This is a genomic window from Duganella sp. GW821-FHT01E12, assembly GCF_059422325.1.
This window is the reverse complement of the sequence record NZ_JBWKWR010000006.1, coordinates 283,986-306,161: the sequence shown is the minus strand read 5'-3', so window position 1 is coordinate 306,161 and position 22,176 is coordinate 283,986. Positions and strand designations below refer to the sequence as shown.

Annotated in this window: 18 protein-coding genes; 14 read left to right on the top strand and 4 right to left on the bottom strand. The window is 64.2% G+C overall.

Annotation, left to right across the window (positions count from 1 at the left end; translation table 11 throughout):
* Window positions 1–21: 21 nt before the first annotated feature.
* The 12 genes from AC07WS_RS19035 (at window position 22) to AC07WS_RS18980 (ending at window position 16,055) form a co-directional block, all read left to right on the top strand.
* Window positions 22–789 carry an SDR family NAD(P)-dependent oxidoreductase gene (locus AC07WS_RS19035; RefSeq protein WP_494730584.1) on the top strand — a complete coding sequence of 256 codons (768 nt, stop codon included), beginning with the start codon at window positions 22–24 and terminating at the stop codon, window positions 787–789.
* Between the two features lie 156 nt (window positions 790–945).
* Window positions 946–2,865 carry a glycoside hydrolase family 97 protein gene (locus AC07WS_RS19030; protein WP_494730583.1) on the top strand — a complete coding sequence of 640 codons (1,920 nt, stop codon included), beginning with the start codon at window positions 946–948 and terminating at the stop codon, window positions 2,863–2,865.
* 13 nt (window positions 2,866–2,878) lie between these two features.
* Window positions 2,879–4,426 carry an alpha-N-arabinofuranosidase gene (locus AC07WS_RS19025; protein ID WP_494730582.1) on the top strand — a complete coding sequence of 516 codons (1,548 nt, stop codon included), beginning with the start codon at window positions 2,879–2,881 and terminating at the stop codon, window positions 4,424–4,426.
* 4 nt (window positions 4,427–4,430) lie between these two features.
* The gene (locus AC07WS_RS19020) at window positions 4,431–5,975 is read left to right on the top strand and encodes a glycoside hydrolase family 43 protein (RefSeq protein WP_494730581.1); all 1,545 of its coding nucleotides are present in this window, start codon (window positions 4,431–4,433) and stop codon (window positions 5,973–5,975) included.
* A 1-nt stretch (window position 5,976) separates the two neighbouring features.
* Entirely contained in the window at window positions 5,977–6,987 is a 1,011-nt protein-coding gene (locus AC07WS_RS19015; protein WP_494730580.1) for an arabinan endo-1,5-alpha-L-arabinosidase, read from the top strand.
* Window positions 6,984–9,344 (top strand): beta-L-arabinofuranosidase domain-containing protein, encoded by a 2,361-nt coding sequence (locus AC07WS_RS19010; RefSeq protein WP_494730579.1) that lies wholly within the window; start codon window positions 6,984–6,986, stop codon window positions 9,342–9,344. The genes AC07WS_RS19015 and AC07WS_RS19010 overlap by 4 nt, the downstream gene beginning before the upstream one ends.
* Window positions 9,345–9,449: 105 nt before the next feature.
* On the top strand, window positions 9,450–10,412 hold the full coding sequence (locus tag AC07WS_RS19005; RefSeq protein WP_494730578.1) for an ABC transporter substrate-binding protein: 963 nt from the start codon (window positions 9,450–9,452) through the stop codon (window positions 10,410–10,412).
* Window positions 10,413–10,416: 4 nt separating this feature from the next.
* Window positions 10,417–11,961 carry a sugar ABC transporter ATP-binding protein gene (locus AC07WS_RS19000; RefSeq protein WP_494730577.1) on the top strand — a complete coding sequence of 515 codons (1,545 nt, stop codon included), beginning with the start codon at window positions 10,417–10,419 and terminating at the stop codon, window positions 11,959–11,961.
* A gap of 106 nt (window positions 11,962–12,067) precedes the next feature.
* Complete coding sequence (locus AC07WS_RS18995; protein ID WP_494730665.1) at window positions 12,068–13,099, top strand: ABC transporter permease; 1,032 nt, start codon at window positions 12,068–12,070, stop codon at window positions 13,097–13,099.
* Entirely contained in the window at window positions 13,096–14,085 is a 990-nt protein-coding gene (gene yjfF, locus AC07WS_RS18990) for a galactofuranose ABC transporter, permease protein YjfF (protein ID WP_494730576.1), read from the top strand. The genes AC07WS_RS18995 and yjfF overlap by 4 nt, the downstream gene beginning before the upstream one ends.
* Before the next feature lie 57 nt (window positions 14,086–14,142).
* On the top strand, window positions 14,143–15,060 hold the full coding sequence (locus AC07WS_RS18985; RefSeq protein WP_494730664.1) for a glycoside hydrolase family 43 protein: 918 nt from the start codon (window positions 14,143–14,145) through the stop codon (window positions 15,058–15,060).
* A 56-nt stretch (window positions 15,061–15,116) separates the two neighbouring features.
* Entirely contained in the window at window positions 15,117–16,055 is a 939-nt protein-coding gene (locus tag AC07WS_RS18980) for a LysR family transcriptional regulator (protein ID WP_161095609.1), read from the top strand.
* On the opposite strand, the gene AC07WS_RS18975 is transcribed toward AC07WS_RS18980, so the two are convergent.
* From AC07WS_RS18975 to AC07WS_RS18965, 3 genes are all read right to left on the bottom strand, one after another.
* On the bottom strand, window positions 16,052–16,474 hold the full coding sequence (locus AC07WS_RS18975; protein ID WP_494730575.1) for a response regulator: 423 nt from the start codon (window positions 16,472–16,474) through the stop codon (window positions 16,052–16,054). The two genes, AC07WS_RS18980 and AC07WS_RS18975, sit on opposite strands and share 4 nt — an antisense overlap.
* Entirely contained in the window at window positions 16,467–16,970 is a 504-nt protein-coding gene (locus tag AC07WS_RS18970; protein ID WP_494730574.1) for a GAF domain-containing protein, read from the bottom strand. The genes AC07WS_RS18975 and AC07WS_RS18970 overlap by 8 nt, the downstream gene beginning before the upstream one ends.
* Before the next feature lie 112 nt (window positions 16,971–17,082).
* On the bottom strand, window positions 17,083–17,397 hold the full coding sequence (locus AC07WS_RS18965) for a four-helix bundle copper-binding protein (RefSeq protein ID WP_494730573.1): 315 nt from the start codon (window positions 17,395–17,397) through the stop codon (window positions 17,083–17,085).
* Between the two features lie 167 nt (window positions 17,398–17,564).
* On the opposite strand from AC07WS_RS18965, the gene AC07WS_RS18960 reads away from it, so the two are divergent.
* Window positions 17,565–18,503, top strand: a complete 939-nt coding sequence (locus AC07WS_RS18960; RefSeq protein ID WP_494730572.1) for a bifunctional helix-turn-helix transcriptional regulator/GNAT family N-acetyltransferase — start codon at window positions 17,565–17,567, stop codon at window positions 18,501–18,503.
* A gap of 80 nt (window positions 18,504–18,583) precedes the next feature.
* The gene (locus AC07WS_RS18955) at window positions 18,584–20,998 is read left to right on the top strand and encodes a penicillin acylase family protein (RefSeq protein ID WP_494730571.1); all 2,415 of its coding nucleotides are present in this window, start codon (window positions 18,584–18,586) and stop codon (window positions 20,996–20,998) included.
* Here the strand turns inward: AC07WS_RS18955 and AC07WS_RS18950 are convergent.
* Window positions 20,934–22,154, bottom strand: coding sequence for an acyltransferase family protein (locus AC07WS_RS18950; RefSeq protein ID WP_494730570.1), 1,221 nt, complete (start codon window positions 22,152–22,154; stop codon window positions 20,934–20,936). The genes AC07WS_RS18955 and AC07WS_RS18950 overlap by 65 nt on opposite strands.
* Window positions 22,155–22,176: the final 22 nt, after the last annotated feature.

Below are 22,176 nucleotides of genomic sequence, written 5' to 3'. Positions count from 1 at the left end.
ATAAAAAAAGCAGGAGACAGCATGACCCAATTAGCCAAATTTGGCAGCCTGCGCGGCAAGCGCGTATTCATCACTGGCGGTGGCACCGGCATCGGCGAGGCGATGGTGATCTCCTTCGCCGAGCAAGGCGCGCAAGTGGCCTTCGTCGACATCGCCCGCGACGCCAGCCTGGCGTTGGTGCGGCGCGTGAAGGAAGCCGGCTATCCCGAGCCGCTGTTCCGCCAGTGCGACATCACCGACATCGCGGCGCTGCAAAAGACCATGTCCGAGCTGGCGGCCGCCGTCGGCGACTTCGACATCCTGGTCAACAACGCCGCCAACGACCAGCGGCACGAGACGGCCGATGTGACGGTCGACTACTGGAACGAGCGGATCGCCATCAACCAGCGGCCGATGTTCTTCACCTGCCAGGCGGTCCTGGAGGGCATGAAGAAGAAGGGCGCCGGCTCGATCATCAACGTGGGATCGATCTCGTGGCACGTCAAGAACGCCGGCTATCCGGTGTACGCCACCTCCAAGGCGGCGGTCCACGGCCTGACGCGCGGCCTGGCGCGCGAGTTCGGTGCGCACGGCATTCGCGTCAACACCGTCACGCCGGGCTGGGTAATGACGCAGCGCCAGATCGACCTGTGGCTGGACGACGCGGGGGAGCAGGACATCAAGCGCAACCAATGCCTGCCGACCAAGCTGATGCCGCAGCACGTGGCCTCGATGGTGCTGTTCCTCGCCGCCGAAGACGGCGCGATGTGCACCTCCCAGGAGTTCATCGTCGACGCCGGCTGGGTCTAACCCCGGGGTCAAGTCTGACATTCGGACACGAGCTGGACCGTAAAGCCCCTTCTACGGTCCAGCTCGTGTCCGAATGTCAGACTTGACCCCAATTTTGCCCCGGAGACAATCGCCCTTTGTGGCGGTGGGGATACATAACGATAAAGAGGTATAAGCATGATGAAGACATGTTTCACCGTTTTGGCGCTGGCCGCCAGCGCCGTGGCTGCGGCTGCCGCGCAGCCTTCACTCACAAGTCCCGATCGGCACATCAGCGTGAGGGTGCAAGCGGTCGGCGGCGGGATGGCGTATTCGATCTACCGCGATGGCAAGCCGGTGCTGTTGGCCTCCGATCTTGGCCTGCAACTGCAAGGCGCCGATCTGGCGACAACGCTGACGCTGGCCGCTACTTCCAAGCCCCGCGCCGTCAGCGACCAGTACCAGATGGCGGTCGGTAAAAGGCGCAGCATCAGTTATCGCGCCAACGAGCAAACCTACACGGTGCGCAACGCGCAGCGGCAGGCGATGGACATCGTGTTCCGCGTGTCGAACGATGGCGTGGCCTTCCGCTACGTCGTCGCCGAGCCTTCGCTGCCGCACAAGAAACTGATCCAGGAACGCACCACCTTCGCGCTGCCGCCCGATGCCAAGGCGTGGATGCAGCCGATCGCCGTCGCGCAAACGGGTTGGGGCCGGACCAATCCATCCTACGAAGAGCACTATCAGATGGATATCCCGGTCGGTACCGTGTCGCCTTCGCCGGCCGGCTGGGTGTTCCCGGCGCTGTTCAAGAGCGGCGACAACTGGGTGGCCATCTCCGAGGCCGGCATGGACGGCAGCTTCCAGGCTTCGCGCCTGGCGCCGGAATCGGCCGGCGGCAAGTACAGCATAGGTAATCCGATGGCCGCCGAAGTCTATCCCGACCGGGGCTTGATGGCGGAAGTCGATGGCACGCTGACGTCGCCATGGCGCCTGCTGGCATTGGGCTCCCTGCAGACCGTGGCCAATTCCACGCTCGGCACCGATTTGGCCGCGCCGGCCATCGCCTTTGACCAGCGGCTGGTCAAGCCGGGCCACGCTTCGTGGAGCTGGGCGCTGATGAAGGACGACGCCACGGTCTACGATGTGCAGAAAAAATTCATCGACTACGCCGCCGATATGCATTGGGATTACACCCTGATCGACGCCGACTGGGACCGCAAGATCGGCTACGAAAAGGTCAAGGAACTGGTCGACTACGCCGCGACGAAGCAGGTCGGCATTCTGCTGTGGTACAACTCGTCCGGCCCGTGGAACTCGACCGAATACTCTCCAAAGAGCCAGCTGCTGACGCATGAACAGCGCGTGGCGGAGTTCAAGCGCCTGCACGACATGGGCGTCAAAGGCGTGAAGATCGACTTCTTCAACGGCGATGCGCAATCGATGATCGCCTACTACGTCAGCATCCTGCGCGACGCCGCCGACGCCGGCCTGCTGGTCAACTTCCACGGTGCCACGCTGCCGCGCGGCTGGACCCGCACCTGGCCCAACCTGATGACGATGGAAGCGGTGCGCGGCATGGAGTTCACCACCTTCGAGCAGGCCGACGAGGACAAGATGCCGACCCACGCCGCCATGCTGCCCTTCGCCCGCAACCTGTTCGATCCGATGGACTTCACGCCGATGGTGTTCGGCGATATTCCGAAGATCAAACGTACTTCCAGCAACGGCTTCGAGCTGGCCACGTCGGTGCTCTACATCTCCGGCATCCAGCACTTCGCCGAGATCCCGGAAGGCATGGCCACCGTGCCGGCCTACGTCAAATCCTTCCTGCAGGAGCTGCCGCGCAGCTGGGACGACAGCCGCCTGCTGGACGGCTATCCGGGCCGGTACGCCGTGATCGCGCGCCGCTCCGGCGACACCTGGTACATCGCCGGCATCAACGCGACGGAATCCGGTAAGACGCTGACGCTGGACCTGTCCTTCGCCGGCGCCCAGCAAGGCGTGGTAATAAGCGACGGCGACGCCGAGCGCAGTTTCAGCCAGCGCAGCATCGCAGCCGGCAAAAAAGTAGCTGTAACGATCAAGCCGCACGGCGGCTTCGTCATCAAATTATAAACAGGAGATCAGAATGAATTACATCAAACAAGGCGTACTTTCCCTTTGCCTGCTGGCTTCCGGCGGCGCCTTCGCGGCCGACGCGGTCGGCCTCACTATCGACACGGCCAAACCCGGCGCCGTGATCAACAAGGATATCTACGGCCAGTTCGCCGAGCACCTGGGCACCGGTATTTATGAAGGCATGTGGGTCGGCCCCAAGTCGAAGATCCCCAACACCAAGGGCTGGCGCAATGACGTCGTCGGCGCGCTGAAGGCCATGCATGTGCCGCTGGTGCGCTGGCCCGGCGGCTGTTTCGCCGACGAGTACCACTGGAAGGACGGCATCGGCCCGCGCGAGAAGCGTCCGGTCAAGGTCAACACCAACTGGGGCGGCGTGGCGGAATCGAACGCGGTCGGCACGCACGAGTTCTTCGACCTGGTCGACCTGCTGGGCGCGGACGCCTACGTCAACGGCAATCTCGGCACCGGCAGCGCGCAGGAGATGTCGGAGTGGGTCGAGTACCTGACTTCCGATAGCCAGTCCACGCTGGCCAACCTGCGCCGCAAGAACGGCCACGAGAAGCCGTTCAAGGTCGCCTATTTCGCGATCGGTAACGAGGCTTGGGGCTGCGGCGGTAATATGACGCCGGAACACTACTCGGATCTGTACAAGAACGTCGAGACCTTCCTGCGCGCGCCGCAGCAGTACCGTCCGAAGATGATCGCCAGCGGCGGCAACGACAATGACCTGACCTGGTCCGAGGTGCTGAGCAAGCAGCTCAAGCGCCAGGCCGACGGTATCAGCTTCCACTACTACACCATCCCGACCGGGAAGTGGGAAGTGAAGGGCGCCGCCACCGGCTTCCCGGAGAAGGAGTGGATGTCCACGCTGACCAACACGCTGCGCATGGAAGACCACATCCGCAGGAACTCCGCCGCGATGGACAAGAATGACCCTGAGAAGAAACTGGGCCTGTTCGTCGACGAGTGGGGCACCTGGTACGACGTGGAGAAGGGCACCAACGCCGGCTTCCTGTTTCAACAGAACACCCTGCGCGATGCGGTTGTTGCAGCACTTAACTTCAACATCTTCCACGCCCATGCGGATCGGGTGCGCATGACGAATATCGCGCAGATGGTCAATGTGCTGCAATCGATGATCATCACCGACAAGGACAAGATGGTGCTGACGCCGACCTATCACGCCTTCGAGATGTATGTGCCGTTCCAGGGCGCGACCTCGCTGCCGTTGACGTTGTCGAACAATCCGCAGTACACGCTCGATGGCGCCAGCGTGCCGGAGATCAGTGCCTCGGCGGCGCGTGGTGCGGATGGCAAGCTGTATCTGGCTCTGGTCAACACCAATCCGGGCCAGGCCGCGGATGTGGCGATCAATGTGCCGGGGCAGGTGGTGAAGTCGGTCAAGGGCCGCGTGCTGACCGCCGCGGCGATGGATGCGCATAATACCTTCCAGGCGCCGCAAGCGATCAAGCCGGTGCCGTACAGCGCCAACGCGGTGGACGGCAAACTGACGGTGAAGATTCCGGCGAAGGCCGTTGTCGTAGTGGCGGTGGAGTGACGCCATGAGTGAACATGATATCTCGGTGTCGCGGCGCAGGGCCATCGCCGGCGGCGTAGCACTGCTGCTTGCCGGTTGCGGCGGTGGCGGTGGCGGCGGCAACCCGGTAACGCTGGCGCCAACGCCAACGCCAACGCCCACGCCCACGCCCACGCCCGCGCCCGCGCCGACCACCATCACCTTCGGTGACGCATCGGTGCATGATCCGGCAGTGATCAAGGTGGACGGTACCTACTACGTCTTTGGCTCGCACCTGGCCGCCGCCAAATCGACGGACCTGATGAACTGGACCAAGATCGCGGACGGCGTCAACGCCAGTAACCCGTTGTTCAACAACGTCGTGACGGCGCTGGCGGACACATTCGCCTGGGCGCAGGTGACGGACCTGTGGGCGCCGGACGTGGTCAAGCTTGGCGACGGCAAGTTCTACTTCTACTACAACGCCTGCAAGGGTGATTCACCCCGTTCCGCGCTGGGCGTGGCCGTGGCGGACAAGGTCGAAGGCCCGTACGTCAACAAGCAGATCATGCTCAAATCCGGCATGTGGGGGCAAGTCAGCGAGGACGGCGTCAATGTCTACGATGCGTTGACGATGCCGAACGTGGTCGACCCGAATACCTTCTTCGACAAGGACGGCAAGCTGTGGATGATCTACGGCTCCTACTCGGGCGGCATCTTCATCCTGGCGATGGACCCGGCCACCGGACTTCAGAAACCGGGCCAAGGCTACGGCAAGCATCTGATGGGCGGGAACCACAGCCGCATTGAGGGCGCGTATGTGATGTACAGCCCACAGTCGAAGTACTACTACCTGTTCACGTCCTTCGGTGGACTGGATGCGAATGGCGCCTACAATATGCGCGTGGCGCGCTCGCTGAACCCGGACGGCCCCTACGTGGACGCCAAGGGCAACGACATGGCGAACGTCAAAGCCAATCCCGCGCTGCCGCTGTTCGACGACGCCAGCATCGCGCCGTTCGGCCAGAAGATCATGGGTAACCACCAGTTCGCGCTGGCCGATGGCGAGACCGGTACGCCGCTGGGCTATGTGTCGCCGGGCCACAACTCTGCGTACTACGAGACGGCGACCGGCCAGTACTTCCTGGTGTTCCACACGCGCTTCCCCGGCACCGGCGAATTCCACCAGATCCGCGTGCACGAAATGTTCATCAACGAAGACGGCTGGATCGTGGTGTCGCCGTTCCGCTACGCGCCGCTCAGCAAGAACGCGACGCCGCTGTCGGCCGAGGTAACCGCTGCCGATGCCGCCGGAACGTATAAGATGATCAACCACGGCAAGGACATCACGGCGGCGATCAAGCCCTCGCAGAATGTCAAGCTGGCGGCGGACGGCACGGTTTCCGGCGCGGCCACCGGCACCTGGAAGCATAATGGCGCCAATAAGATCACCATCTCGCTGGGGACTGCCGGAACCTTCAACGGGGTGCTGTCGCGCCAGTGGAATACCAACGCCAGCGCTTTCGTGGTGACGTGGACGGCGCAGTCGGTGGACGGCGTGTCGATCTGGGGCGCGCGTACAGGGAGTTGAGATGAAGTCTGCGGTATTTGCATTGTGCCTTGCGGCGGTGTCGGCCAGCTTCGCCAAGGAGGTCAGCGTCCATGATCCTGTCATGGCGAAGGAGGGCGATACCTGGTACGTATTCAGCACCGGGCCGGGCATCACCTTCTACAGCTCCAAAAACCTGAAGGATTGGACGCCGGAAGGCCGCGTCTTCAAGAACGACCCGGCGTGGGCCAAGCGCGCCGCGCCGACCTTCGACGGTCATATATGGGCGCCGGATGTGCACTTCCATAACGGACAATACTATTTATACTATTCTGTTTCGGGCTTCGGAAAGAATACGTCGGGGATCGGCGTTACCGTCAACAAGACGCTCAACCCCCGTTCGCCGGACTACCGCTGGGTAGACAAGGGCATGGTGCTGCAATCGGTGCCGCAGCGCGACGACTGGAACGCCATCGACCCGAACATCGTTGAAGACGGCAAGGGCGGGGCGTGGATGGCGTTCGGCTCCTTCTGGAGCGGGCTGAAACTGGTCAAGCTCAATGCAGATTGGACCGGCCTGGCGGAGCCGCAGGAATGGCATGCCATCGCCAGCCGTTCGCGCGGGCCGTCGGTGGCGGACAAATCGGCTGGGCCGGATGAGATCGAGGCGCCGTTTGTCTTCAAGAAGGGCGGTTATTACTACCTGTTCGCGTCCTTCGGGCTTTGCTGCCGCAAAGGCGACAGCACTTACCATGTCGTTGTCGGCCGATCCAGGGAGGTCACCGGCCCTTATGTGGACAGGAACGGTGTCGATATGCTTAAAGGCGGCGGCTCCATCGTCATCGCCGGCGACAAGGACTGGAAAGGCCTGGGCCACAACAGCGCCTACACCATGGACGGCAAGGACTACATGGTGCTGCATGCCTACGAGACGGCCGACAATTACCTGCAAAAGCTGAAGATCATGGAAATGACGTGGGATGCCGCCGGCTGGCCGGCAGTGGACCCGGCGGACTTGAACCGTTACCGCAGCAACCAGCTGCCATCGCCATGATGGTGATGCTGCGCGGGGCGGTCGCGCTGGCGGTGGCTGCGGTGTTGTGCGCCTCCGCTTCCGCAGCGCCGCTACAACTGTTCCCGCTCGCCGACGTGCGGCTGGGCGAGAGCGCCTTCCTGGACGCCCAGCGGACGGACCTGCGCTACCTGCTGGAGATGGAGCCTGACCGTCTGCTGGCGCCATTCCTGCGCGAAGCCGGCCTGCCGCTGAAACAGCCCAGTTACGGCAACTGGGAGTCCTCCGGCCTGGATGGACACCTCGGCGGCCATTACCTTTCCGCGCTGGCGCTGATGTACGCCTCGACCGGCGACGAGGTAGTCCTGCGCCGCCTGAACTACTTCGTGGCGGAGCTTAAACGCTGCCAGGAGCGCAACGGCAACGGCTATATCGGCGGCATACCGGACGGCAGCGCCGCCTGGCAGGACATCGCCAGGGGCCAGCTCCATGCCGACAACTTCTCCGTCAACGGCAAATGGGTCCCGTGGTACAACCTGCACAAGGTGTACGCCGGCCTGCGCGACGCCTACACCTACGCCGGCAACGCGGACGCCCGCGCCATGCTGATCTCCATGTCCGACTGGGCGCTGGACCTGACCTCCCACCTGAGCGAGGAGCAGATGCAATCCATGCTGCGCAGCGAGCACGGAGGCATGAACGAAGTGCTGGCCGACGTCGCCCAGATGACGGGCCAGAAAAAATACATGGACCTGGCGATCCGCTTCTCGCACCAGGCCATCCTGCGCCCGCTGGAAGAGGGTAAGGACCAGCTCACCGGCCTGCACGCGAACACGCAGATCCCCAAGGTGATAGGCTTCAAGCGCATCGGGGACATCACCGGCCGCCGCGACTGGCAGCATGCCGCGCAATTCTTCTGGCAGACCGTACACGATCACCGCACCGTCGCCATCGGCGGCAACAGCGTCAAGGAGCACTTCCACGACGATAAGGACTACTCGCCGATGGTGGAGGAGGTTGAAGGCCCCGAGACCTGCAACACCTACAATATGCTCAAGCTCACGGAGCTGCTGTTCCTCGGCGACGCCAAGGCAAGTTACAGCGACTACTACGAGCGCGCACTGTACAACCACATCCTGTCCTCGCAGCGGCCGGACAGCGGCGGCTTCGTCTACTTTACGCCGATGCGGCCCAACCACTACCGCGTCTATTCGCAGGTGGACAAGGCCATGTGGTGCTGCGTCGGCTCGGGCATCGAAAGCCATGCCAAGTACGGCGAGTTCATTTATGCGCACCGCGGCGATCAGCTGTACGTGAACCTCTTCATTCCGTCGACGCTGAACTGGCGCGAGCAGGGCGTGACGATCACGCAGGCCAACCGCTTCCCGGACGAGGACCGCAGCACGATCATGATCAAGGGCGACAAGGCCTTCACGATGAAGATTCGCTATCCCGAGTGGGTCGCGCGCGGCGCCATGAGCATCACGATCAACGGCAAACCTGTGGTGGCCACCGCCGGCGCGGATCGCTACGTCAGCCTGCACCGCAAGTGGCGCGATGGCGACAAGGTTGGGGTTCGTCTGCCGATGAAAACCCATCTGGAGCAGATGCCGGACAAGTCCAACTACTACGCGGTGCTGCACGGCCCCATCGTGCTGGCGGCGCGCACCAATCCCTTCGCCGGCGAAAAGCTGAACTTCTTCGCCGACGACTCGCGCATGGGTCACGTGGCGCAGGGGCAGGTCTGCCCGCTGGAATCCGCGCCGATGCTGGTCAGCGACACCAAAGCCTTCATGGACCGCTTCAAGCCGGTGCCCGGCAAACCGATGACGTTCACGGTGCCCGGTCTGGTGCAGGGCAAGAACGTCGACAACGTCACCTTCATCCCGTTCTTCCGCCTGCACGATTCGCGCTACGTCGTCTATTGGCCATATTCGACGCCGGCCAACCTGGCGTCCATGCAGGCCAAGGCCGCGCAGGACGAGGCGGAGCGGCTGGCGCTGGACGCGCAGACCATCGACCAGGTGGCGCCGGGCGAGCAGCAGCCCGAATCCGATCACTTCTTCAAGGGTGAGGGCGCCGACGCGGGCGTCAACAAGGGCCGGCACTGGCGGCACGCGAGCGGATGGTTCAGCTACGACCTGACCGACAAAAAGGCCGAAGCGCGCACGCTGCGCCTGACATATTCGACTTTGGATGCCGGCCGCCGTTTCGATATCTTTATCAATGGCCAGCCGCTAGCCGAGGTGACGCTGGACGCCACGGCGCCGCAGGAAATCTACACGAAGGATTACGCCATACCGCCTGCAATGGCGGCTGGCGGCAAGTTGACCGTCAAATTCGTGGCCCGCCAGGGTTCGACGGCGGGCGGCTTGTACGGCTTGCGATTGCTGCGCTGATACCGGAACCGATATCGAACTGTTGAAAAATATCATTGGATAGATATTTGAGATTCTCATAGTATCTGATCCATAAAATTCAAAAATCAATCTGGAGACTTTGCTATGACGTGCAATCGCAGAACCGTATTGGCCGCCGCATTCCTCGCCGCCTTCTCCCTCAACGTTCCCGCGTTCGCGGCCAAGCCGCTGGTGATCGGCTTCTCGCAGGTCGGCGCAGAAAGCGAATGGCGCACCGCGAACACCGTCTCGATCAAGGAAGCCGCCAAGAAGGACGGCATCACCCTCAAGTTCGCCGACGCCCAGCAGAAGCAGGAAAACCAGGTCAAGGCGATCCGCTCGTTCATCGCCCAGCGCGTGGACCTGATCGCGTTTTCTCCGGTGGTGGAATCGGGCTGGGACACCGTGCTGCGCGAAGCCAAGGCGGCCAAGATCCCCGTCATCCTGACCGACCGCGCCGTCAACGTCAGCGATCCTTCGCTGTACGCCACCTTCATCGGCTCGGACTTCGTGGAAGAAGGCCGCCGCGCCGGCCGCTGGCTGCTGGAGCGCGCGAAGAAGACCCCCGATGCCGTTATCAATATCGTTGAGCTGCAAGGCACCGTCGGCTCGGCGCCCGCGCTGGACCGCAAGAAGGGCTTCGAGGAAGTCATCGCCGGCAATCCCAAGCTGAAGGTGATCCGCTCGCAGACCGGCGACTTCACCCGCGCCAAGGGCAAGGAAGTGATGGAGGCTTTCCTCAAGGCCGAAGGCAAGAGGATCAATGTGCTGTACGCGCATAACGACGACATGGCGATCGGCGCAATCCAGGCCATCGAGGAAGCCGGTATGAAGCCGGGCAAGGACATCGTGGTCATTTCCATCGACGGCGTCAAGGGCGCTTTCGAGGCGATGATCGCCGGGAAGTTGAATGTGACCGTGGAGTGCAGCCCGCTACTGGGCCCTCAGCTGATGCAGCTGGCGCGCGATGTTGTCGCCAACAAGCCGGTGCCGAAGCGCGTCGTCACGCAGGAAAGCGTATTCCCGGCCGAAGTCGCGGCCAAGGAATTCCCGAACCGTAAATACTAATCCAATGAACATCATTACTTCCGCGCCTGCGCCGGTGCTGGAGCTGCGCGGCATCAGCAAGGCATTCCCCGGCGTGCAGGCGTTGAGCGGCGTGGCGTTGAACCTGTATCCCGGCGAGGTGCACACGCTGATGGGCCAGAACGGTGCCGGCAAATCGACGTTGATCAAAGTGCTGACCGGCGTGTATGCGCCGGACCAGGGCCAGATCCTGTTGGAGGGGCGGGCGATACACCCTTCGTCCACGCTCGATGCGCAGAACCTTGGCATCAGTACCGTTTATCAGGAAGTGAATCTCTGTCCGAATCTGTCGGTGGCGGAGAATATTTTCATCGGCCGCTATCCGCGCAAGCGCGGTGGCATCGACTGGTCCGCCATGCAGCGGCAGGCGGTGGAGCTGCTGGAGCGGATGCAGATACGGATCGACGTGTCGCTGCCGCTGGCGCAGTATCCGCTGGCGATCCAGCAGATGGTGGCGATCTCGCGGGCCTTGCTGGTGTCGGCCAAGGTGCTGATACTCGACGAACCGACTTCCAGCCTCGATGAGAAGGAAGTCGATCTGCTCTTCAACGTGCTGCGCGGCCTGCGCGAGCAGGGCATGGCAATTCTGTTCGTTACCCACTTCCTCGATCAGACCTATGCGATTTCGGATCGCATCACCGTCATGCGCAACGGCGAACGCGAAGGCGAGTATGCCTGCAGCGAGTTGTCGCGCTTTGATTTGGTGAACAAGATGGTCGGCGCCCCGGCGGCGGCTGGCATTGGCGAAAGCGCCGCCACCGCGGCCACGGACACCCAGGCTGCGCCGTCGAAGTTCCCAACTTTCCTGCGCGCCGTGGGCTTGGGCCGCAAGGGCGCGCTGTCGCCGATGGATATCGAATTGCGCCAGGGCGAACTGCTTGGCCTTGCCGGCCTGTTGGGCTCCGGCCGCACCGAGGCGGCGCGCTTGTTGTTCGGCGCGGACAGGGCGGACGGCGGCAGCATCGTCATCGACGGCAAGGAGCATAGCTTCGCCTCGCCGCGCGATGCCATCGCAGCCGGCATCGGCTTCTGCTCCGAAGACCGCAAGCATGAAGGCGCGGTGCTCGAACTATCCGTGCGCGAGAACCTGATTCTGGCGCTGCAGGCCCGCACCGGCATCCTGCGCGCGATTCCGCTCAAGCGCCAGCAGCAGCTGGCCGAGGAATATGTCAAGGCGTTGGGCATCAAGACGGCCAGCATCGAAACTCCTATCGGTACGCTCTCCGGCGGCAACCAGCAGAAGGTGCTGCTGGCGCGCTGGCTGGCCACCGAACCGAAGATGCTGATCCTGGACGAGCCGACGCGCGGCATCGACGTGCGCGCCAAGCAGGAGATCATGGACTATGTGACGGCCCTGTGCCGCAAGGGTATGGCCATTCTGTTCATTTCGTCGGAGCTGCCGGAGGTGCTGCGGGTCAGCGACCGCATCGTCATCATGCGCGACCGCAAAGCGGGCGGCGAGTATCCGCGCGGCGCGCTGGACGAAAGTTCGGTGCTGCAGGTGATCGCCGCCGGAGACGCCCATGAATAACCCGCTGAACGACATCGCCGCGCCCCGCGCCGCCGCTGCCGTCGCCACGCCCGCCGTGGCCTCCGGCGCCGCCGCGTCCGGCCCCACCTCACCATCGAATGCATCCATGTTTGTGCGTCATCCCTTATTCCGTCCGCTGGCCGCGTTGGTCTTGCTGCTGCTGGTGGACCTGCTGCTGGTTCCCGGCTTCTTCCACCTGGAGATCAAGGACGGCCATCTTTACGGCAGTTTGATCGACATCGCCAACCGAGCCGCGCCGCTGGTGCTGGCGGCCCTCGGCATGACGCTGGTGATCGCCACGCGCGGCATCGACATCTCGGTCGGCGCCGTGGTCGCGATCAGCGGCACCGTCGCCGCGATGCTCATCGGCGGCACCATGGTGATGCAGAACGGCGTGCCCGAATACGTCGCCAACACGCCGATGTTGTGGGCGTTGTGCGCAGCCATGGGCGCGGCCCTGCTGTGCGGCGCGTGGAACGGCCTGCTGGTGGCGGGCCTCGGCCTGCAACCCATCGTCGCCACGCTGATCCTGATGGTGGCGGGGCGTGGCCTGGCGCAGCTGTTCACCGACGGCCAGATCGTCACCGTCTACTACAAGCCCTTCTTCTTCCTCGGCAGCGGATACCTGTTTGGCCTGCCGTTCTCGATCTACATCGTCGGCGCCGTGTTCCTGGTCACGGCGCTGTTGATGCGCAAGACGGCGTTGGGTCTGTTCATCCAGGCGGTGGGCATCAATCCTGTCGCCGCGCGGCTGGCCGGTTTGAAGACGGCGGTGCTGATCTTCTTCGTCTACGTCTTCTGCAGCGCCTGCGCCGGTCTGGCCGGCCTGATGATCAGCGCGAACATCAAGAGCGCGGACGCCAACAACGCCGGCCTGCTGCTGGAGCTGGACGCCATCCTGGCCGTCACGCTGGGCGGCACCTCGCTGGCCGGCGGTAAATTCAGCCTGGCCGGCAGCGTGATCGGCGCCCTGATCATCCAGACGCTGACCTACACCATCTACTCCCTCGGCCTGCCGCCGGAAGTCAACATGGTCGTCAAGTCGGTGGTGGTATTCCTGGTGTGCCTGTCGCAGTCGGCGGAATTCAAGAACATGTGGCGCGCCTTCCGCGCCCAGAACAAAGGTGGGGCGGCATGAGCACCATGATTCTTCGCGGGCGCGCCTGGATGGCGTCGCCGTACTTTACGTCCCTGGTCACGGTGATGCTGCTGATAGTCCTGCTGGCGGTGGGCGGCGTGGCCTATCCAGGCTTCCTGTCGCTGCAGGTGCTGTTCAATCTTTTGATCGACAACGCCTTCCTGCTGGTGATCGCGGTCGGCATGAGCTTCGTCATCCTCTCCGGCGGCATCGACCTGTCGGTGGGCTCGGTGCTGGCGCTCACCACCATGATCTCCGCCTGGCTGCTGCAAAGCTGGCACTTGCCGCCGCTGCTGGTGATCGCCATCGCGCTGACGCTGGGCGCGGGTTTCGGCGCGGCGATGGGCGCGATGATCCATTACTTCAAGCTGCAGCCGTTCATCGTCACACTGGCCGGCATGTTCCTGGCGCGTGGACTGTGCTACCTGATCAGCATTAATTCGATCACCATCGACGATCCGCTGTATGTCGCCATGTCGCAGACGCAGTTGCCGGTGCTGGGCGGCTTCATCTCGCCCGGCGCGCTGATCGCCGTACTCACGCTGGCTGCGGCGATCTACGTCGCGCACTGCACGCCGTTCGGCCGCGCCATCTACGCGGTGGGCGGCAACGAGCAATCGGCGTTGATGATGGGCCTGAGGGTAGGGCGCACCAAGGTGCTGATCTACGCCTTCAGCGGCTTCTGCGCAGCGCTGGCCGGCGTGCTGTTCTCGTTCTACATGTTGTCCGGCTACGGCCTGCACGCGCAGGGCACGGAGCTCGACGCCATCGCTGCGGTGGTCATCGGCGGCACGCTGCTCAGCGGCGGCTATGGCTACGTGGCCGGTTCGCTGTCGGGCGTGCTGGTGCTGGGCACCATCCAGACGCTGATCGCCTTCGATGGCACCCTCAGCTCGTGGTGGACCAAGATCGTCATCGGTGGCTTGCTGTTCGTATTCTGCGTGGTGCAGCGTTTGATGGCGCTGGGCGCGCGACAAAAAAAATAACTGGAGAGAGCATTGAATAACAAGCCGATTAAATTTGCGGCCATTGCGGTTGCAGGCATGGTGCTGGGCGCCGCACAGGCGGCCAACCCGCTGTTCCCCAAGCTGTTCACGGCCGATCCTTCGGCCTATGTGGAGAACGGCACCGTCTACCTGTACGTCGGCCACGATGAAGCCACGCCGAAAAGCCCGGACTACGTGATGAACGAGTGGCGCGTCTACACCAGCTGCGACATGAAGAACTGGACTGATCGCGGCTCGCCGGTGCAGGCATCGACCTTCAACTGGGCCAAGGGCCACGCCTGGGCCGCCGACATCACCAAGCGCGATGGCAAGTACTACTTTTATTCGACCGTCGACCACGCGACCATTCCGGGCCACGCCATCGGCGTCGCCGTCTCCGACAGCCCGACCGGCCCGTTTGTCGACGCGCGCGGTTCGGCGCTGGTCACCAACGACATGACGCTGCAATCGCCGATCGCCTGGGACGACATCGATCCGGCCATTTTCCAGGACGACGACGGCCAGGCCTATCTCTACTGGGGCAACACGGTGCTCAAGTACGCCAAGCTGAAACCGAACATGATCGAATTCGATGGCCCGATTCAGACCGTCGGCATGGACATGTTCACCGAGGCGTCCTACCTGCACAAGCATAACGGTACATACTATTTATCCTATTCGCGCAACTTCCCTGAGGAGACGGCCTACATGACCGGCCCAAGCCCGACCGGCCCATGGCGCTATCGCGGCGTCATCATGTCGAAGAACGCCAAGGTCAAGACCATCCACCAGGCCATCGTCGATTTCAACGGCAAGTCCTACATCTTCTACCACAACGCCAAGCTGCCCGGCGGCGGCGAGTACCGCCGCTCGGTGGCGGTGGAGGAGTTCCAGTACAACGCCGACGGCACCATCCCGTTCATCCCGCAGACCAGGGAAGGCCCGGCGGCCAATCCTTCTGCGGCGTGCAAGTGATACCGCAACAGCCGGTATGCCATCAATAACCATACCGATTGTGATATCATTTTTCCATGGAAACTAACCCGAACTGGTTCTTGCGCGCGCGCCTCAAAACGCGCCAGCTGCTGCTGCTGATCGCGCTCGACGAACAACGCAATATCCACCGCGCCTCGGAAGAACTGCACATGACGCAGCCGGCCGCCTCCAAGCAGTTGAAGGATCTGGAGGAGATGCTGGGCGTGCAGCTGTTCGACCGTCTGCCGCGCGGCATGGAGCCGACCATCTACGGCGAGACGATGATACGCCACGCGCGCATGGCGCTGACCAGCCTCTCGCTGGCGCACGAGGACATCGTCGCCATCAAGGCCGGCCTGTCCGGGCAGGTGGACATCGGCACCATCATGACGCCGGGGATTTCGCTGCTGCCGGTGGCGATCACGCGCACCAAGGCGCAGGCGCCCAAGCTGCGCATCGGCGTGGAGATGGAGCAGTCCAACATCCTGCTGGAGCAGCTGCAGCGCGGCCGTCTGGACTTCATGATCGGCCGCATACCGGAGCGCCAGAGCGCCGAGGGCCTGAGCTACGAAGAGCTGGGCGACGAGCCGGCGTGCGCGGTGGTGCGTCCCGGCCATCCGCTGCTGAAGGCGCGCAACCTGTCGCTGCGCGACATCGCCAGCCAGCCGTGGATACTGCCGCCGCAGGGCAGCATCCTGCGCGCGCGCTGCGAGTTGATGTTCCGCCGCGCCGGGTTGGAGGTGCCGTCCAACGTGGTCGACACCACCGCCGTGCTGCTGATTAAACCGCTGCTGCAGCAGACGGACGCGCTCAATGTCATGCCGGTCGCCGTCGCCAAATACTACGAGTCGCAGAATGTGCTCAACATCCTGCCGATCGAACTGCCGTGCCGCATGGACGCATACGGCATCATCACCGTCGATGGCCACATCATGTCGCCGGGCGCGAGCCTGCTGTTGAAAGCGGTGCGCGAAGTGGCGAAAGAGATGTACTAGGTCTTGTGCAACGCCGGCTGCTGGAAGCTGGCGAAGGCGTCCAGCAGCACCTTGGCGCGGAAGGGCTTGAGGATCACGCGGCTGACATGCCGTTCGCGCAGGTCCTCCAGCAGTTCGGCGGTCGCGTGTTCCGCCATCACAGCGATGGGGATGGCGCTGTCGCTGACGTACATGCCGTTGCGCATCCGGTCCAGCAAGGCCAGGTTGTAGGTGCAGCCGGGCCGCGAGCCGCAGTCGATCGAAATCACCGCTCCCTGGAAGCTGTGCGTGAGCAGCAGGCGCTCGGCCGCTTCCATGCTGGCCGCTTCGTGGATGGTGCCCAGGCCCAGCGTGCGCGCCGTCAGCGCGACGGTTCGGCGCAACAGCGTTTGCTCCTCCACCAGCAGCATGTTCAGGTTCTTGACCGGGTTCTCAGGCATTCGCCGCCTCCGTGCGTTGGCTGAGTTCTTCCACCAGCAGGTCGCGCAGCGTCGCCAGGATCGCCAGTTCGGTCGCGTCCAGCGTGCGCGGCTTGTGGTCGATCAGGCACAGGGTGCCGATGGCGAAACCGGACGGCATCGTCAACGGCGCGCCGGCGTAGAAGATCACATGCGGTTCGCCGGTGACGATGGGATTGTCGGCAAAGCGCGCGTCGGCGCGGGCGTCGGGGATGACGAAGATATCGGGCTGCAGGATCGCATGGCCGCAGAAGGAAACGTCGCGCGCGGTTTCGCACATGTCCAGGCCCACGTTGGCCTTGAACCACTGGCGGTTCTCGTCGATCAGCGACAGCAGCGCGATCGGCATGTCAAATTCCTCGGCGGCGAAGCGCGCCACTTTGTCGAAGCGTTCTTCCGGCGGCGTGTCCAGTATCAGTAGTTCGCGCAGCGCCGCCAGGCGATCGGCGTCGTTGTCGGGGATCGGTGCGGCTAGCATGGGCGTCGGGCGTTTGAATTGGAAGTATGCTGACTTTAGCATCGCTGTGCCACGCGCACGACTGAATGTTGGTCCGGTCAATAATCTGTTGCGAAATAGCCGGCGCGATGCGCTAGACCTGCTGCATGGCGTGGCAGCTGCGTTCGCAGGCCTCGCAGGCGCGCACGCATTCCTCCATGCCGTCCAGTTCCATGCAGCTCAGCGCACACTCGTGACAGATGTCGGCGCACAGCGCGCACAGACGGGTGCTGAAACGCGAGCCACCCAGTTGCAGCTTGGCCGACATCTCGCAGACGGCGGCGCAATCGAGCATCAGGCGGAAGTGGTTCGGTTCGACGTGGCGTCCGCCCATTTCCAGGCAGTGGGTCAGCGCCGTTTGCCAGCACGCTTGATGGCAGTTGTCGCAGGCGTCTATGCAGTCCTGCATCCCGGTAGCGGTATCCTTGGTGTATCCCCTTCAAAGACCAGGCTTCATCCTAGGACCGCACGTGCCGCCCATCTGTGCGCGCTCTAACGTTCCCCGGTCAGGCCATAAGTTGTTGACTCAGTCAACGATCTATTGCATCATTGCCTGACGAGTTAGCCGGAGGCCGTATGTCAGTTCCCGTTTTCGATGACCGCGTCGCGGCGGTGCGTTCCTTTAACCGCTTCTTCACGCGCCAGATCGGCGTGCTGCGCGAAGGCCTGCTGCACAGCGAATACACGTTGACCGAGATGCGCGTGTTGTACGAGCTGGCCCACCAGGGCGACCAGCCGGCCGCTGTGCTGGGCCGCGACCTGGGCCTGGATCGCGGTTACCTGAGCCGCATCCTGGCCAAGTTCGAAGCCGCGGGCCTGGTCTCCAAGGTGCCCTCGGCCACCGACGGCCGCTCCAAGCTGCTGCACCTGACGGCGCAGGGCCGCGCCGTCTACGAACCGCTGGAGCGCCGCTCGCGCGAGGAGGTGGGCGATCTGCTGGCCCGCTTCGGCGAGGCCGACCAGCTGCGCATGCTCGATGCGATGCGCACCATCCAGCAGCTGCTGGACGCCGGCAACGGGCTGAAATACGCCCAGCCGTTCGTGCTGCGCCCGCACCGCGCCGGCGACATGGAATGGATCACGCGCCGCCACGGCGTCTTCTACACGGCCAGCCAGGGCTGGGATGACAGTTTCGAAAAGCTGGTTGGCGAGATCTGTGCGGACTTCGAACGCAACTTCGATCCGGCGCTGGAGCATTGCTGGATCGCCGAGATGGCGGGCCAGCCGGTCGGCTCGATCGCGCTGGCGCGCAGTGACGAGGAGGGCGTGGGCAAATTGCGGCTGCTGCTGGTGGAAGAGCAGGCACGCGGCTACGGCCTCGGTTCGCGGCTGGTGGACGAATGCCATCGCCACGCCCGCGCCGCCGGCTACCGCAAGATGCGCTTGTGGACCACCGACCAGCAGAAGGAAGCCCGCCAGATCTACCGCAACAAGGGTTATGTGCTGGTGGCCGAGGAACCGGTGCACGCCTTCGGCCAGGACATGGTCAACGAAACCTGGGAACTGACGCTCTGATATCAACCAGCTGATTGCCTGCATGGCCGCTTCTCTGGCACTATCCTCAACGTGGTACTTTAATCAACCGTGGGGATACTATGCAAAAGAACAGGCTGGCGATGTGGTCCAAGCGTGTCGTAATCGGATTGGTGGTGTTGATCTTGGCGGTAGTCGCCGGGGCGTGGCTGTATTTGCGCAGCAGCCTGGCGCAGCTGGAGGGCACGGTGCAGGCACCGGGGCTGGAGGCCGGCGCCAGCGTGGCGCGCGATGCGCACGGCGTGCCGCTCATCAGCGGCGGCAGCCGGCTGGACGTGGCCTACGCCACCGGCTTTGTGCACGCGCAGGAGCGCTACTTCCAGATGGACCTGCTGCGCCGCGTGTCGGCCGGCGAATTGTCCGAACTGTTCGGCGCGCGCGCACTGCCGCTGGATAAGTCGCACCGCATCCACCGCTTCCGCGCCCGCGCCGAGCTGGCGCTCAAGACCATGCCGGCGGCCGACCGCGCGCTGCTGGACCGCTACGTCGACGGCGTCAATGCCGGCCTGCAGAAGCTGGGCGCCAGGCCGTTCGAATACACGCTGATCGGCATGCCGCCGCGCGCCTGGTCGGCGGCCGATTCGCTGCTGGTGATCTGGGCCATGTACTTCGACCTGCAAGGCAGCCAGGAGCCGCGCGAACTGGCGCGCGGCTGGTTCCGCGACCATGCGACGGAGGAGCAGCGCGCCTTCCTGGCGCCCGAATCGACGCAGTGGGATGCGCCGCTCGACGCGCAATCAGTGCCGGCGGCGGACATCGCGATTCCCGCCGCGCCGCCAGCGTGGTGGGGCAAGCCGAAGGCCGGCGGCGGCGCGTCGCACACCGATCCGAAAGTGGCGGCGGCCGAATTCCTCAACACCGTGGGCAGCAACAACTGGGCGGTGGCCGGCGCCCGCAGCGACACCGGCGCGGCCATCGTGTCGGACGATATGCACCTCGGCATACAACTGCCTGCGATCTGGTACCGCGCTGCCCTGCAGTTCCCCGACGGGAAGGGCGGCCAGCGCCGCGTGGTCGGCGTCACGCTGCCCGGCGCGCCGGTGGTGGTGGCCGGCAGTAACGGCCATGTGGCCTGGGGCTTCACCAACAGCTACGGCGACTATCTCGACCTGATCGCGCTCGACACCGACCCGGCCAAGCCGGGCCAAGTGCGCACGCAGGCCGGCTGGGAGACGCCGGTGCTGCACGAGGAAACGATATTAATCAAAGGCGAACCGGCGGCCACGCTGGCGGTGCGCGAAACCAGCCTCGGTCCCATCCGCGAGGCCATGGGCCGCAGCTACGCCATCCACTGGGTTGCGCACACGGCGGCCGCCGTCAACGTCAACGCCAAGAACCTGGAATTCGCCGACACGCTGGAGCAGGCGATGGCGATTGCGCCGACGATGGGCATCCCGGCGCAGAATTTTGTCGGCGGCGACGACAAGGGCAATATCGGCTGGACCATCGCCGGTGCGCTGCCGCGCCGCGCGCCGGCCGGCGTGGCCGCCACCTATCCGCTGTCGGCGGACGACCAGGCCGGCGTCTGGACCGGCTGGCTCAAGCCGGAGGAATATCCGAAGGTGGTCAACCCGGCCGGCGGACAGCTGGCCACTGCCAACAGCCGCCAGCTGGCCCATGCCGGCGCTGAACTGCTGGGCGACGGCGGCTTCGATCTCGGCGCCCGCACGCACCAGGTGCGCGACGACCTGACCGCGCTCGGTCCCAAGACCGACGTGAAGAAAGTCTACGCCATCACGCTGGACAACCGCGCCGTGTTCCTGACCGCCTGGCGCGACCGCGCCATCGCGGCGCTGGACGGCAAGGCGCTCGAAGGCCATGCGCAACGCGCCGAAGCGCTCAAGCTGCTGCAGGACAGCTGGACCGGCAAGGCCAGTGTGGACTCGGTGGGCTATCGCATCACGCGCGCCTACATGTACGCGCTGTACGACATCCTGTTCGAAAGCGCCAACGAGGAAATGGCGAAGATCGACGGCAAGTCCAATATGGCGGCGGTGACGTCGCGCTGGCCGGTGGTGGTGGCGCGGGTGCTGGACCAGCAACCGGCCGGCTGGCTGCCGCCGCAGTACGCCAGCTGGCAGGCCTTGCAGCTGGCCGCGCTGGACCGCGTGATCGCCGACCTGACCAAGGACGGCAAGCCGCTGGCCGGCGCCACCTGGGGCGAACGCAATACGGCGGCCAGCGCCCATCCCTTCGCGGCGGTGGTGCCGGTGCTGGGCAAATACCTGAAGGTGGCGCCGGACATGCTCCCCGGCGACCAGCACATGCCGCGCGTGTCGGGACCGTCGTTCGGCCAATCCGAACGGATGACGGTGTCGCCGGGGCATGAGGAGCAGGGCGTGTTCAACATGCCGGGTGGGCAGAGCGGCCATCCCTTGTCGCCGTACTTCCTGGATGGCCGCGCCGACTGGGTTAGCGGGCGGGATACGCCGTTGCTGCCGGGGCCTGCGGCGCATACGCTGACGTTTGTGAAGTAGCGCGGCCAAGGCCGAACAGTGGGCGCAGCACGGCGATGCGGCGCACCACCTCGAACACGCCGAAGCTGAGGGCGAAGGTCAGCACGATCAGCACCGCGCCTTCGACGCCGGGCGCCATCTTCACCGGTTTGAGCCAGTGGGCCATGCTGACGATCAGCGTCTGGTGCAGGATGTAGACCGGGAACACGGCCTCGGTCAGGTAGCGGCGCTTGGCGCTGTCGAAGGCCAGGTGGCGGTGGCCGAAGCCGCAGATCGCCAGGATGGGCGTCCACTGGCCCAGGCAGACGATCATGCGCCACAGCGGCTTCAGTTGCGTGACGAGCGGCAGGTCGCCCACCGGTTCCGGCATCGTGTTCAGGCACACCACCACGGCCCAGCTGAACAGCCACAATCCCAGGCTGGTCCAGCGCAGCGCGTCCACCCTGGCCCAGAAGCCGGTTTGTAGCGCCAGCATCACGCCCATCACGAACAGGAAGAAGTAGTGGGCGTGGTTGTACCAGTCGTTGACCAGCGCGTGGGTTTCGGGGAAGGCTTCGACCAGCGCGTAGCGGGCCGCGAACAGCACCAGGACCGGCAACGCGACGATCTTCCAGCCGGTCAGGCGGCGGCCCAGCGCGTCGGACCAGGCGCGCAGGCGGGCGGTTCCTGCCAACGCCACCAGCGCGCCGATGGCCATGGTGTAGGTCCACAAGTAGGCCACGAACCACAGATGGTTCCAGGTCGGCAGGTCGAGGCAGCCGCCGTCCTTGCAGAAGCCGTGGTAGCCGGTGACGTACAGGCGCATGAAATCGCCGTAGCTGCCGGCGTAGTTGAGTTTTTCGATCACTTCAAAATACGACTGCGGCGGCACGATCGCCAGCATGCCGAACACCAGCGGCACCAGCAGGCGCCAGCTGCGCTGCCGGAGCAGTGCGCCGGCGCGGACCTTTTGCAGCATGAAGGCGGTGGCGACGCCGGAAATCATGAACAGCAGGCCAAGGCGCCACGGCGAGGACAGCATCATCAGCGGTTCGATGGCGTTGCTGGCGTATGGGCTCTTGACGTGCCATCCCCAGCTTACGTAGTACATGCCGGTGTGGTAGAAGATCAGGACGATGAACGCGAAGATGCGTATCCAGTCGAGGAAATATAGGCGCTTGTTTTCGGAAGGGTTCATTGCTGGCTCCAGGTTGAATGAA